This window comes from Bacillus sp. FSL M7-1020, from assembly GCF_038050415.1.
Taxonomy (GTDB): domain Bacteria; phylum Bacillota; class Bacilli; order Bacillales; family Bacillaceae_G; genus Bacillus_A; species Bacillus_A toyonensis.
The window spans coordinates 1,964,160-1,978,036 of the sequence record NZ_JBBOTW010000001.1; the positions used below are offsets into that span (position 1 = coordinate 1,964,160).

13 protein-coding genes are annotated in these 13,877 nt (G+C 35.7%); 11 read left to right on the plus strand and 2 right to left on the minus strand.

The features are described from left to right. The first annotated feature begins 130 nt into the window (after nucleotides 1–130). The gene (locus tag MHB70_RS10070; protein ID WP_000716471.1) at nucleotides 131–1,555 is read left to right on the plus strand and encodes an aldehyde dehydrogenase family protein; all 1,425 of its coding nucleotides are present in this window, start codon (nucleotides 131–133) and stop codon (nucleotides 1,553–1,555) included. 40 nt (nucleotides 1,556–1,595) lie between these two features. Here the strand turns inward: MHB70_RS10070 and MHB70_RS10075 are convergent, their stop codons facing one another. After that, the gene (locus MHB70_RS10075) at nucleotides 1,596–1,988 is read right to left on the minus strand and encodes a YueI family protein (protein WP_000247575.1); all 393 of its coding nucleotides are present in this window, start codon (nucleotides 1,986–1,988) and stop codon (nucleotides 1,596–1,598) included. Nucleotides 1,989–2,241: 253 nt separating this feature from the next. Here MHB70_RS10075 and MHB70_RS10080 point away from each other — a divergent pair, with 253 nt between their 5' ends. After that, the gene (locus MHB70_RS10080; RefSeq protein WP_000451750.1) at nucleotides 2,242–3,360 is read left to right on the plus strand and encodes a BA2291 family sporulation histidine kinase; all 1,119 of its coding nucleotides are present in this window, start codon (nucleotides 2,242–2,244) and stop codon (nucleotides 3,358–3,360) included. 33 nt (nucleotides 3,361–3,393) lie between these two features. Here the strand turns inward: MHB70_RS10080 and MHB70_RS10085 are convergent, their stop codons facing one another. Further along, complete coding sequence (locus MHB70_RS10085; RefSeq protein ID WP_000083271.1) at nucleotides 3,394–4,143, minus strand: DUF4397 domain-containing protein; 750 nt, start codon at nucleotides 4,141–4,143, stop codon at nucleotides 3,394–3,396. 1,003 nt (nucleotides 4,144–5,146) lie between these two features. On the opposite strand from MHB70_RS10085, the gene MHB70_RS10090 reads away from it, so the two are divergent. From MHB70_RS10090 to MHB70_RS10130, 9 genes are all read left to right on the plus strand, one after another. Beyond that, entirely contained in the window at nucleotides 5,147–6,457 is a 1,311-nt protein-coding gene (locus tag MHB70_RS10090) for an aspartate aminotransferase family protein (RefSeq protein WP_001205888.1), read from the plus strand. Beyond that, the gene (atoD, locus tag MHB70_RS10095; RefSeq protein ID WP_000208114.1) at nucleotides 6,454–7,152 is read left to right on the plus strand and encodes an acetate CoA-transferase subunit alpha; all 699 of its coding nucleotides are present in this window, start codon (nucleotides 6,454–6,456) and stop codon (nucleotides 7,150–7,152) included. The genes MHB70_RS10090 and atoD overlap by 4 nt, the downstream gene beginning before the upstream one ends. After that, on the plus strand, nucleotides 7,137–7,799 hold the full coding sequence (locus tag MHB70_RS10100; protein WP_000525286.1) for a CoA transferase subunit B: 663 nt from the start codon (nucleotides 7,137–7,139) through the stop codon (nucleotides 7,797–7,799). Before atoD ends, MHB70_RS10100 begins: the two co-directional genes overlap by 16 nt. Before the next feature lie 14 nt (nucleotides 7,800–7,813). After that, nucleotides 7,814–9,082 (plus strand): peptidase, encoded by a 1,269-nt coding sequence (locus MHB70_RS10105; protein ID WP_000811521.1) that lies wholly within the window; start codon nucleotides 7,814–7,816, stop codon nucleotides 9,080–9,082. After that, complete coding sequence (gene ablB, locus MHB70_RS10110; RefSeq protein WP_061529947.1) at nucleotides 9,079–9,936, plus strand: putative beta-lysine N-acetyltransferase; 858 nt, start codon at nucleotides 9,079–9,081, stop codon at nucleotides 9,934–9,936. The genes MHB70_RS10105 and ablB overlap by 4 nt, the downstream gene beginning before the upstream one ends. Nucleotides 9,937–10,144: 208 nt before the next feature. Then, complete coding sequence (gene rocR, locus MHB70_RS10115) at nucleotides 10,145–11,530, plus strand: arginine utilization transcriptional regulator RocR (protein ID WP_002038616.1); 1,386 nt, start codon at nucleotides 10,145–10,147, stop codon at nucleotides 11,528–11,530. 210 nt (nucleotides 11,531–11,740) lie between these two features. After that, entirely contained in the window at nucleotides 11,741–13,162 is a 1,422-nt protein-coding gene (ablA, locus tag MHB70_RS10120; protein ID WP_000902144.1) for a lysine 2,3-aminomutase, read from the plus strand. Beyond that, entirely contained in the window at nucleotides 13,159–13,431 is a 273-nt protein-coding gene (locus MHB70_RS10125) for a YokU family protein (RefSeq protein WP_000995765.1), read from the plus strand. Before ablA ends, MHB70_RS10125 begins: the two co-directional genes overlap by 4 nt. 72 nt (nucleotides 13,432–13,503) lie before the next feature. Further along, complete coding sequence (locus MHB70_RS10130; protein WP_000750718.1) at nucleotides 13,504–13,719, plus strand: YozE family protein; 216 nt, start codon at nucleotides 13,504–13,506, stop codon at nucleotides 13,717–13,719. Nucleotides 13,720–13,877 lie beyond the last annotated feature (158 nt).

Sequence of the window (13,877 nt, forward strand, 5' to 3'; positions counted from 1 at the left end):
TCTGCTATATAGCAGAGTTTTTTTGAGCATAATGTTTTTGGAGGAATACGGGCTATGATACAATTACATAAGTCAGACCTTTCACTAGATGAAGTATTATTTTATACATATATTTGGAAGGGGAAGAAAGATGAAAAAGCATTTATATATAAATGGAGATTGGAAGTCAGTAAACACGTATAAACCATTATATGCACCATACTCTGAAGAAACGTTAGCGGAAATTGCACAAGGAACGGAAGAAGATGTTCAAGAGGCTGTTACTTCTGCAAAAAATGCAATGAAAAAAATGAATACATTAACAGCATACGATCGGGCAACTATTTTAGAGAAGGTTGCGCAAATAATGGATGAAAGAAGAGAAGAGTTTGCAGAAATTATTGCAAAAGAGGCTGCAAAACCAATACGTGCTGCAAGGGGAGAAGTAGATCGTACTGTTCTAACATATAAATTTGCAGCAGAAGAAGCGAAGCGTATATATGGTGAAACATTGCCACTTGACGCAGCACCTGGTGCAGATGGGCGGATTGCCTATACGATTCGCAAACCAATTGGGGTTATAGGAGCTATTACGCCATTTAACTTTCCGTTAAATTTAGTAGCGCATAAAGTGGGCCCTGCAATTGCTGCCGGAAACACAGTTGTGTTAAAACCAGCTGATCAAACGCCATTATCTTCTTACGCATTAGTTGAATTATTTGAAGAAGCAGGGTTGCCAAAGGGAGCTTTGAATATCATTTCTGGTCCTGGTGCAACTGTTGGCGAGGCAATTGTTAAAAATGATGATGTTGCGTCCATTACTTTTACCGGAAGTCCGAAAGTCGGAATCGGAATAAAGGAAAAGGCTGGATTAAAACGAGTTACGTTGGAATTAGGATCCAATGCTGCCGTTATTATTGATGAAGATGTAGAGTTAACTGATGAGATAATGGAACGCGTGAAATGGGGCGCATTTGTTAATAATGGACAAGTTTGTATTTCGGTACAACGTGTGTTTGTACACGAAAAGAGAATGGATGAATTTCTTTCGAAGCTAAAGAAAGCGATGGAAACTGTTGTTGTTGGTGATCCAATGAATGAGGAAACGGATGTATCAGCTTTAATTTCGAAAAAAGATGTAAAGCGAATTGAAATGTGGGTGCAAGAAGCAATTAAGGAAGGAGCAACTGTTTTATACGGTGGTAAGAAGCGTGATGAAAGAATTTTCGAACCAACTGTATTAACAAATGTTCCAGAGCATGTATCTGTACAGTGCCAAGAAGTATTTGGTCCAGTTATGACAGTAAATACATTTAAAGAATTTGATGAGGCGATAGAGAAAGTAAATCATTCACGTTACGGTTTACAAGCAGGCGTATTTACAAATAACTTATTTAAAGCGATGCGTGCAATTGATGAGTTAGAGGTTGGTGGGGTTATGATTAATGATATTCCAACGTTTAGAGTAGATCATATGCCTTACGGTGGTGTGAAAGAAAGTGGCACGGGTCGTGAAGGAATTAAATATGCAATTGAAGAAATGACAGAAATGAAATTAGTGTGTATTAAAAAATAAAGCAAAAGGTACACTTGTTTAATTAAGTGTACCTTTTATTTTACTTCATTTCTTGTTTGAAAATAGCATCTTCTACATAAATTTGTTCTTTATCTACAGCTGTGCTATGAGATAATACTAAACCGATTGGTGTTGCTGTATCTTTATTTTGAACAATTGTAAAAGGAATATTTTTTTCGTTTGCTAATTTAATGTATTTTGATAAATGTGGGTAAGCAATGCCACCGTTTAGGAGGATTTGTAATGATTGAGAAGAGCGTATGCTACTTGCTACTTCAGTATATACATTACTTTGCATTACTTGACCGATAGTTAAAGCGATTTCTACGCGCTCACGTAATGTAGTTAAATACATATTACGTTCTTCTGGTTTGTTTTGCTTTTGGCCATAAATGCCTTCTTGGAGATAGTCTTCCACATTTTTATTTACCATATTTTTCACACCTTTCACTTCCTATTGTACGCAAGAATTAAAAATGATGCAAAAAAAGTCGTTTTGAATACGGAAATAATTAAAAAAATGAGAAGGAAAAAGAGAGATTTGAATATAAATAATTAAATAAGAAAGAAAAAAATAATTTTATCAACAGAAATTAACAAAATGTGACAATAATCTATTAACGAAACATATTTTTTGTGTTAATATTCAAAATATAAAGGGTATTCGTCGTATGGAAATGGAGTGAATGGAGGTTTTTCCAATCGATAAGGATATTAAAGAAGTATTTTGTTCACACTTGAAAAACAACAGGCACCAATTCGTAGAGAACTGGAAAAACAAAATGATAATTTCCGAAAAAGATCCATTTAAACTAGAAGTAGTTCAAAATGGAGAGGATTTATTAGAGTTAATAATCGAACTTACTATGGAAGATAAAGATATAAATTATCTTCAACCATTATGCGAGAAAATCGCAATTGAACGAGCAGGAGCAGATGCGAATATTGGAGACTTTGTTTATAATGCAAATGTGGGAAGAAATGAACTTTTTGAAGCGATGTGTGAATTAGATGTTAGCGCTCGTGAATTGAAACCAATTATGGCCAAAATACATACTTGTTTTGACAAATTAATTTATTATACCGTTTTAAAATACTCGGAAATTATATCGAGGAATTTAGAGGAAAAACAGCAATATATTAATGAAACACATAAAGAAAGGCTGACGATTTTAGGACAAATGTCAGCTAGTTTTGTACATGAATTTCGTAATCCGCTTACTTCAATTATGGGATTTGTCAAATTATTAAAGGCAGACCATCCGAGTTTATCGTATTTAGATATCATTTCGCATGAATTAGATCAATTAAATTTTCGAATCTCGCAATTTTTACTCGTTTCGAAAAAAGAAATGTGGAATGAATCGGAACGTTTTTGGCTTAATGACTTGTTCCAAGATATTATACAGTTCTTATATCCGAGTTTGGTTAATGCAAATGTTTCGATTGAAAAGAATTTGCCGTATCCAATACCACTTGTTGGTTATCGGAGTGAAGTGAGGCAAGTATTTTTAAATATTTTAATGAACTCAATTGACGCTATGGAAGCAATGAAAGAAGAGCGGAAAATTATCATTGATGTTTTTGAAGAAGAGCAAGCTATTCGAATTGTGATAAAAAATAATGGACCGATGATTCCAGCTGAAAATGTAGAAACGATTTTTGAACCATTTGTAACTACTAAAAAATTAGGAACTGGTATTGGGTTATTTGTATGTAAACAAATTGTAGAAAAACATAACGGGTCCATTATGTGTCGTTCAGATAGCGATTGGACAGAATTTCAAATTGCATTTCAAAAGTAAACAGTCTACACCAAATAAATGGTGTAGACTGTTTTAATTTGTAAGTATAACGGCTTCTAATTTAGGGTCTTTAGTTGAATAACCTACTATTGAAATGGTATAAATTATATTCGGTTCAACATCGAATTTAGGTAAAGTTAACAGGATTTTTTTATTATCTGCGAGTGAAACTTCAATATCTGCTGTACCAGGGCTAACTTGTAAAAAATCTGTTATTTGTTTAAAGAGCACATTTTCAAATAAATGATCTCCACCTTTTAAATCTACGTTAACAACAGGGGTATCTGGAGAAAAATGCATAAATCGAATTTTGGCTTGCCCAGATGGTATATGTGTATTATCAAGTATAGGTTGTAATTGTAGGTGATTATCACTATTTATTGCGGCAAGTGTATACGTATGATTTCCCATTATCGGTACTAAAGCTGAAAAAATTGGAGTTTCGTTCCCGACAGGGACGATATCAATGCGATATTTACCTTGCACTAATGATAAATAGGGGCTAAATTGCTTAAATGAAATGTTTTTGATTACCTTTTGTCCATTTACTAAAATGTCAACCGCAGGCGTGTTTGGAGCAGAATGAAAAATTCTTATATGTGACGGTAAAGCGGCTTCTTGTGAATCTCTTTTTTCATATGCCTGTACAAGTTTTGTAAGTGCATCGTAATACTTCATATATAGTTCTACATATTTTTTGGGATTGCTATATTGATAGTAACGGGCGAGCTGATCGTAACGTACAGCTTCTTGTCCATATTTTTCGATTTCAGATTGAGACATGCACATTCCTCCTTTGTCATCATTAAAACTATATGCGAAGTGAGAAAGAGGTTATGCGAAAAACTTGTATTTCTGAATGGGAAAAGTAAAAGATTAAAAATATATTTTGGGAGAAGTATGTCTGAGTATTATTGGCTAGTAAAGTGGTGCTAAAAGAGTTGTATATGGAGTTAGTTAAGTTGAATAGAAGCTTATATTTACTAGGAGTAATAAAAATATAAAAAGACTAAATTATAAGGGCATTTCAATCAACGTATCGAATACATGTATAAAAAATTTTTAGTAAAGGGATTTTTTAATTTATAGGCAAACACACATACAAAGGGATAATTGTCCTACATAATTTATAAAGGAAAGGTAGTTTAACTTCGGTGGAAGGAGTGGCACCTTGGGATGGGGATATCCCGATTATGATTGTGAATGAAGTTATGAAGGAATTTGTGTGAAAAATCGTTATATGACTGTTGAATTCGTAAAACGTATGGTTTTTTGATTTATTTTAGCGAGTCCCAGTAATATTGATAAAAGAGCGTCGTGCCGAACTGATTAATGTGGTTAATCGGTTCTTTTTTTATGTATAAACTGAAAATATTAAATGTGGAAAATTAGTTTCTATAAAAAGATTGTTATCATTGCGGCGAGATAATTGTCGAAATTTTTTTGGAAATATGCAATTTAAAGTAGGATAATAGGAAGGAGTTTAAAGGGAGTTCCGTCGAAGTTTACACAATGTCGGCATTTGAGGGAAGCTGGCATTATGTTAGGAAAACATTTAGTAATACGTTACTTTTATATAAGGGAGGGTTATTTGAGCGTACAGATAAGGATTGGTCTTCGTTTTAAGTTCTGAATTTTCTGTTTTCAAAACATTTATTAGCACTCATTTGTATATTTTATAATAGTATTTTGATAAATTCACTGCTTGTGCAGAGGATTCTTTTTTATGAAAGAAACGTCAATTTTCTTCATATACATATACAAATTGAAGAAATGGGGGAGCGCTATGCGCGATTACTTAATTAAACCACTTGTTGGTCAGCCGTATCCAATGATTTCACATGGAAAAGGTGTATATTTGTATGACCAGAACGGAAATAAATATTTTGATGGTTCGTCAGGAGCAATTACGGCAGGTATTGGACATGGCGTAAAGGAGATTGCAGATGTTATTAAAAAGCAAGCAGAGGAGATTGCTTTCGTATATAGATCACAGTTTACGAGTGAACCAGCTGAAAAACTAGCGAAGAAGTTAAGTGATTTAAGTGTAGGAGATTTGAACTGGAGCTTTTTCGTAAATAGTGGTACGGAAGCAAATGAAACAGCTATGAAAATTGCAATTCAGCATTTTCAGGAGCGCGGTATTCAAGGGAAACATAAAATTTTGTCACGCTGGATGAGCTATCACGGTATTACGATGGGAGCCTTATCAATGTCTGGGCATCCGCTGCGCAGACAACGTTTCGTATCTATTTTGGAAGATTATCCAACTATTCCAGCCCCATATTGTTTCAGGTGCCCTGTACAAAAGGTATATCCAACTTGTCAGCTTGCTTGTGCAACTGAACTAGAAAGATCAATTGAAAGAATTGGTGCGGAGCATATTGCAGCTTTTATTGCTGAACCGATTATCGGAGCAGCTGGCGGTGCGGTTGTACCGCCGAAAGAATATTATAAAGTGATTAAAGATATTTGTAGTCATTACGATATTTTATTCATTGCGGATGAAGTAATGACTGGGCTTGGTCGTACTGGTGCATGGTTTGCGATGGAGCATTGGGGTGTAGAACCGGATATTATGACGCTTGGTAAGGGATTAGGAGCGGGATATACACCAATGGCTGCGACGATTGTTAGTGACCGAGTTATGGAGCCGATTTTACGTGGGTCACGTTCTGTTATGAGTGGTCATACGCTAAGTGCAAATCCATTATCTGCAGCAACGGCTCTAGCTGTTATTGAATACATGGAGAAACATAATCTACCTGAAAAAACAGCGGAAAAGGGAGAATATTTAATTAAGGGACTACAGAAAGTTCAGCAACAATCGACAATTATTGCGGATGTGCGTGGAAAAGGGTTGCTGATCGGAATAGAATTGCAACCGTTTACAAAAGCTTCGGAGCTTATTTCGGTTGCAGCTAAAAATGGTCTTCTTTTATACCAAGCTGTTTCAGGGCAAGCAGGAAAAGAAGATAGCGCACTGCTTGTGGCACCGCCGATGACAACTACATATTCCGAGTTAGATGAATTACTTTCAATTTTTGCAAAAAGTGTAGAAGAGATGATGCAAAAAGGAGGGCATAGTATCGTATGACAACAATTACAAATACATTCAATAAATTAAAAGAGATAGAGGAAGTAATTTCTTTGTTCCATGATGATATGACATTAATGTTTGGAGGGTTTGGGGGGATTGGATCCCCTCCAACTTTAATACAGGCTATTTTAGAAAAGGGAGTTACAAATTTAAATTTAATAGGAAATGACACGGGCTTTCCTGATGTAGGAATCGGTCGTCTTGTTACAAATGAACGGGTTAAGTCTTTAGTTACTTCCCATATTGGTTCAAATCCAAATGCAGGAAGACAGTTAAATGAAGGACGATTACAAATTGAGTTTTCCCCGCAAGGAACATTAGCAGAGCGTATTCGCGCTGGAGGCGTAGGGCTTGGTGGTGTTTTAGTTGATGTTGGTGTTGATACGATTGTAGAAGATGGAAAACGAACAGTCGAAATGAATGGCAAGACATACTTAGTTGAAACTGCATTAACTGCTGAAGTTGCGATTGTTTATGCGAAAAAAGCTGATCCGTTTGGTAATCTTGTATTCGACAAAAGTGCGCGGAATATGAATCCTCATGTTGCTATGGCTGGGGACATAACGATTGTAGAAGCAGAAGAAATTGTTCCACTTGGAAGTTTAGATCCTGAGGAAATTGTCGTTCCAGGTGTTTTCGTAAATTATATCGTACCGTCGGAAGGAGTGAATTGGAAATGGGTATGGGCGTAGAAGTGAGAGATAAGATTGCTAGGCGTGCGGCGAAAGAAATACAAAATGGCATGATTGTAAATTTAGGTATTGGCATTCCATCGCTTGTACCGAATCATTTGCCTGACGATATAAATGTAATGTTTCATGCAGAAAATGGAATCGTCGGTATGGGGCCAACGCCAAGTAAAGGGAATGAAGACGAAAATTTATGTAATGCAGCAGGTTTACCGACTTCTCTTATTACAGGAGCGAGTTATTTTGATAGCTGCACTGCGTTTGGGATGATTCGAAAAGGTTTACTAGATATAACGATTCTTGGTTCATTACAAGTGAGTGAGAATGGAGATTTAGCAAACTGGATTGTACCAGGGAAACGTGTGCCCGGTATTGGGGGAGCGATGGATTTAGCACAAAAAGCGAAGCGTGTCGTTGTTGTGATGAATCATGTTGATAAATACGGAAATGCAAAAATTGTTTCAGAGTGTACATTGCCATTAACGTCAAAGAAATGTGTAGATTTAATTATTACAGATATGGCGGTTATGGAAGTGACTTCGAGTGGACTCATTTTACAAGAATTAATGAGCCCGTATACAGTAGAAGATATAAAGCGACATACGGAAGCTGAGTTTCAAATTGGCTCTAACTTACTAGTTATTGAATGAGGGAGATGTAATATATGAAGCAATTAAAAAAGCAAGTTTGTGATTATATTGAGAGTCATGAAGAGGAAAGTGTGAAATTTTTAACACGGTTAATTCAAGAAAAAAGCGTATCTGGTGATGAAAGTGGTGCGCAGGCAATTGTGATTGAAAAATTACGTGAGCTAGGTTTAGATCTTGATATTTGGGAACCATCTTTTTCTAAAATGAAAGATCATCCTTATTTTGTATCACCACGTACAAGTTTTTCAGACAGCCCGAACATTGTGGCAACTTTAAAAGGAAGCGGCGATGGAAAATCTATGATATTAAATGGGCATATTGATGTAGTACCAGAAGGCGATGTGAATCAATGGGACCATCACCCATATAGTGGTGAGAAAATAGGGAATCGTATATATGGCCGCGGAACGACGGATATGAAAGGCGGCAATGTCGCACTTATGCTTGCGATGGAAGCGATCATTGAATCTGGTGTTGAATTAAAAGGAGATATATATTTTCAAAGTGTCATAGAAGAAGAAAGTGGCGGGGCAGGGACATTAGCGACTATATTACGAGGATATAAGGCAGATGGTGTCATTATTCCAGAACCGACTAATATGAAGTTTTTCCCGAAGCAACAAGGGTCAATGTGGTTCCGTCTACATGTAAAAGGGAAAGCTGCACACGGTGGTACACGTTATGAAGGAGTAAGTGCAATTGAAAAAAGCATGTTTGTTATAGATCATTTGAGAAAATTAGAAGAGAAGAGAAATGGTCGAATTACTGATCCGTTATTTAAAGGAATTCCGATTCCAATTCCAATTAATATTGGAAAAATTGAAGGTGGTAGCTGGCCAAGTTCTGTTCCTGATTCGTTAATTTTAGAAGGAAGATATGGTATTGCGCCGAATGAGACTATAGAGGCAGCAAAAGAAGAGTTTGAGAGTTGGATCGCTGAATTACATGATGTGGACAATTGGTTTGTTGAAAATCCAGTAGAAGTAGAATGGTTTGGAGCGAGATGGGTTCCTGGTGAACTAGAAGAAAACCATGAGTTAATTACAACACTTCAGCATAACTTTGTTGAAATTGAAGGGAAGGAACCAATGATTGAAGCATCTCCGTGGGGGACTGATGGAGGTTTATTTACACAAATCTCAGGTGTACCAACGATAGTATTTGGTCCGGGAGAGACGAAAGTAGCACACTATCCAAACGAATATATAGAAATTGATAAAATGATAGCTGCCGCAAAAATTATTGCATGTACATTACTAGATTGGTGTGAGGTGAAAAAATGAAATACTATGAATCTTTTAGAGAGCAGACAAATTGCCATACAGTAGAAGGAGTTTTAGATTATTTTAATAAACGTATTCGAATAGATCACTATACAGGAAATGTTGAAAGTATTATACAGACAATTGACGGACTAGCAAAGAAACATTCTTTCACTAAATGTATTATTAAAGGAAAGGGAGAGCATGTTTCAACATGGCTCTCTTTCGGTTTCTTATTGGAAGCGACGATACCTCATTATTTTCAAGGACACGATGCATACTTCTTTGTGAAATATAATAATGATGAAAGACGAAATAGTATTCATTGGTCTGAGGAAGATACTATTTTAAGTGGTGTAAAAGCAAAAGAAGTAAAAGAAAAAGTAGTCCCGGAGAAATTTCTGTTAAGAAAAGCGACTGAAGAAGATGCAGAAGAATTAGCAACTGTCTTTGGAAAAGTATTTGAAGTGTATCCGACACCTTTAAATGAAGCGAGTTATGTATTACAGACGATGAAAGAAGACGATACAATTTACTACGTATATGAATTCGAGGGGAAAATCATTAGTACAGCGTCTGCAGAAATGAACGTAAAGGAAGGCAATGCAGAATTAACGAATTGTGCTACTTTACCTGAATATCGTAAACATGGGTTTATGAAAAGTTTGCTCATTAAGTTAGAAGAAGAGCTTCAAGAAAAATCTATTTTCTGTTCCTATACAATTGCTCGATCGCTATCTTTCGGTATGAATGCTGCCTTTCATCAGTTAGGCTATACATATACAGGAAGACTGGCGAACAATTGCTACATTTTCGATAAGTTGGAAGATATGAATATATGGGTAAAAGATTTATCTAGCTATTCAAAAGCATGAAGGCTCCCGCCTCAAAATTCGGCTGTAAAGTAAAAAAGTTAGGTGGGAATCTGGCTGCTCGTAAAAGCCCGACTAATTAAAGTTTTACGTTATCTAATCAAAAATAAATTTCATCAAAATATTAGAACGGAATCGTCATGCTTATAATCGCACATAGGTATGCCGGAAATTCGGCATAGTATTTGCTGAATTTTCGGCAAAAGGGGGGATGACATTGCTAGCAGTTTCGACACAAGAAGTCATTGAAGCGATTTTGGGCAGTATTGATGAGGCTATACACGCAGTAGATGAAAATGGTATTACAATTTTTTATAATACAGTTGCTGCGAAACACGATGGATCCAAAATTGAAAAAGTGTTAGGAAAGCATTTGTTAGAGGCGTTCCCATCTTTAACTAGGGAAACGAGTACATTGATGAAAGTTTTAGATACAAAAAAACCAATTGTACATCAAGTGCAACATTATCAAAATTTAAATGGAGAAGATGTTTGTACCGTAAATACGACGTTACCTATTTTTATAGATGGGAATATTGCTGGTGCTGTTGAAATTGCGAAAGACTACTCTACAATTCAAAAGCTAACTGATACCATTGTCGATTTACAGTCGAAAATAAAGCGATCGTCTAGAAAAAAAGTGATTAAAAAGCATGCTGCATTTGAGACGATAGTGACAAATGATTCTCGCTTTAAACAGACGAAAGAGTTAGCGCAAAAAGTAGCGCCAACAGATGCAAACGTTTTAATATATGGTGAAACGGGAACAGGAAAAGAACTGTTCGTGCAAGCAATTCATGAAGCTTCTAAAAGAAAAAACAAGCCATTTATTGCACAAAACTGTGCAGCTTTACCAGAATCACTATTAGAAAGCTTACTGTTTGGAACGACAAAAGGTAGCTATACAGGGGCGATTGAACGGGCAGGCTTATTTGAACTTGTAGATGGAGGAACATTATTTTTAGATGAACTGAATTCAATGCCGCTCGATTTACAAGCGAAAATGCTACGTGTATTAGAGGATGGAGTCATTAGACGAATCGGTGATAATAAGACGAGGAAAGTAGATGTTCGCGTGATTACCGCGATGAATCAGCCGCCAGAAGTATGTTTACGAGAAAATAAAATTCGCACTGATTTATATTATAGATTAAATGTGTTTTCATTATATATCCCGCCACTACGTGAAAGAACTGAGGATGTATTACTATTAGCTTCTTATTTCTTGAAAGAATATAATAAAAGCTATAAAAAAGGTGTACTTCAAATTGATAAGGAAGCGAAAGAAAGACTACAAGCTTATCAATGGCCTGGAAATGTTCGTGAGTTAAAACATACAATTGAACATGCTGTCATTATTGCGGAAGGAAATGCATTAACCGCAAATTGTTTACCTCGTATATTTAAGAAAGAGAAACTTCCAAAGAAGAAAAGTATATTACCGCTTCGGGAAGCTCTTCATCAAACAGAAAAGGAATTAATAGACCAAGCGTTGATTGAAACGGAAGGAAATATTTTGCAAGCAGCAAAAATGTTAGGTATTCCGCGTCAAACTCTTCAATATAAACTGAGTAAGTACGACAAAACCGCCGAATAATCGGCGGTTTTTGTGTGTTTGCACCAATAAAAGAACGTTTACATATATAAAAGGTAATGAATATGATAGTTAATATTCTGTTATTACTGCACTTGAAAATATTTTTTCTCCTATATAATAGGGTATTTCGCACATTTACTTATCAAGAATATGAAGTTGGCATAACAATTGCTTATATAAAGGATGAGCGTATAAAAAGGGGGAATAGCAATGTTACATGATGTATACAAACCAAATCGTCACTGGAAGGATATCGAATTATGGAAAGATGTTACTGAAGAGCAATGGAATGATTGGGTTTGGCAATTAACGAATACGATCAAAACGTTAGATGACTTAAGGAAAGTGATTAACTTAACACCTGAAGAAGAAGAGGGCGTTAAAATTTCAACGAAAACGATCCCGTTAAATATTACACCGTATTATGCTTGGCTAATGAATCCTGATGACCCACGCTGTCCGATTCGGATGCAATCTGTACCGATCTCGGAAGAGTTATATAAAACGAAATATGATTTAGAAGATCCACTTCATGAAGATGAAGATTCACCAGTTCCAGGGCTAACACATCGTTATCCTGACCGCGTATTATTCTTAGTAACGAATCAATGTTCTATGTATTGTCGTTACTGTACACGCCGTCGTTTTAGTGGACAAATTGGAATGGGTGTACCGAAGAAACAATTAGACGATGCGATTGCTTATATTAGTGAAACACCACAAGTACGTGACGTTTTAATCTCTGGTGGTGACGGTCTTCTAATTAATGATAAAATTTTAGAATACGTATTAAAAAATTTACGAGAGATTCCGCATGTTGAAATTATTCGTATCGGAACGAGAGCACCAGTAGTATTCCCGCAACGTATTACAGAAAACTTATGTAACATTATTAAAAAGTACCATCCAGTATGGTTAAATACACATTTCAACACTTCTATTGAAATTACAGAGGAATCGAAAAAAGCATGTGAAATGCTAGCGAACGCGGGTGTTCCAATTGGAAACCAAGCGGTAATTTTAGCAGGTATTAACGATAGCGTTCCAATTATGAAAAAGCTAATGCATGACTTAGTAAAAATCCGTGTACGTCCATATTACATTTACCAATGTGACTTATCTGAAGGTATTGGACATTTCCGTGCACCAGTTTCTAAAGGTCTTGAAATTATTGAAGGCTTACGTGGACATACTTCTGGCTATGCAGTACCGACATTCGTTGTGGATGCACCGGGCGGAGGCGGAAAAATTGCGCTTCAGCCAAACTATTTAATTTCACAAAGTGCGGATAAAGTTGTACTTCGTAACTTTGAAGGGGTTATTACGACGTATCCAGAACCAGAGAGCTACATTCCAGGAAGAGCTGAAGGTTACTTTAAAGAAATTTATCCGAACTATGAAGAAAAACGTTCAGATGTTGGTATTGCAGGTCTTATGAGCGATAAGAAATTTAACCTTGTTCCAGATGATTTACAGCGTATGAACCGTCGTAAAGACTATGAAGATAATGATACGCATGCATCTTTAAAAGATAAACGTGATAAGCGAGACCAATTAAAAGATAAAAAATATCAATCGCAAATGGCTAAATTAGAAGAAAACGACAAAAAAACTGAGGGTGATGCAGTATGAATTGTATGTGGTGTGACAGTACAGAAGCGAAAGAAAGCTTGAATACTGTGTATTGGGAACTACCAGATGGTACGAAAGCCATTGAAATCCAAAAGACACCATGTATTTCTTGTTCCTCATGTGGAATGGACTATCAAGCAGACCATACTGTAAAAGAAATTGAAGATCAGTTGTTTTTAATTTATACGAAAGATTTGCCAAAACAACTAACATATGAAGAGTTAATGGGAAGACCAAGACTATTAAAAAGAAATTATTTCGACTTTTAACCAGCTTTTATGCTGGTTTTTTTCTTTTTTGCCTTGTATAATGTATCCAAGTTAGAAAGGCAGGGAATATTTTTGAAAAAGACATTTTACCATTATATGATGAAGCATCGCGCAGCTTTATTTAGAAATGAAATTTCAGATTTAGCAGAGGCAATGTATGATGATTTAAGTTTTCCGAAGCAATCTGAAGACTATGATGAAATTAGTTCATACTTAGAGTTAAGTGGAATGCTAGAAAGTATGTCTATATTTGATGAAGCGTGGGATTTATACATACAAGAAGGATAAAAACGATTTGAAAACATACAGAATACATTACTTTTTGAAAGTGAAGTATTCTGTATGTTTTTTTATATGAAATGTCTTGATTTAAAGCTAGTCTATTTACTAGCTTTTTTTGCGTTTCACATAAATTTTATGTAGTGATATTTTTTTATCGAAAAAAT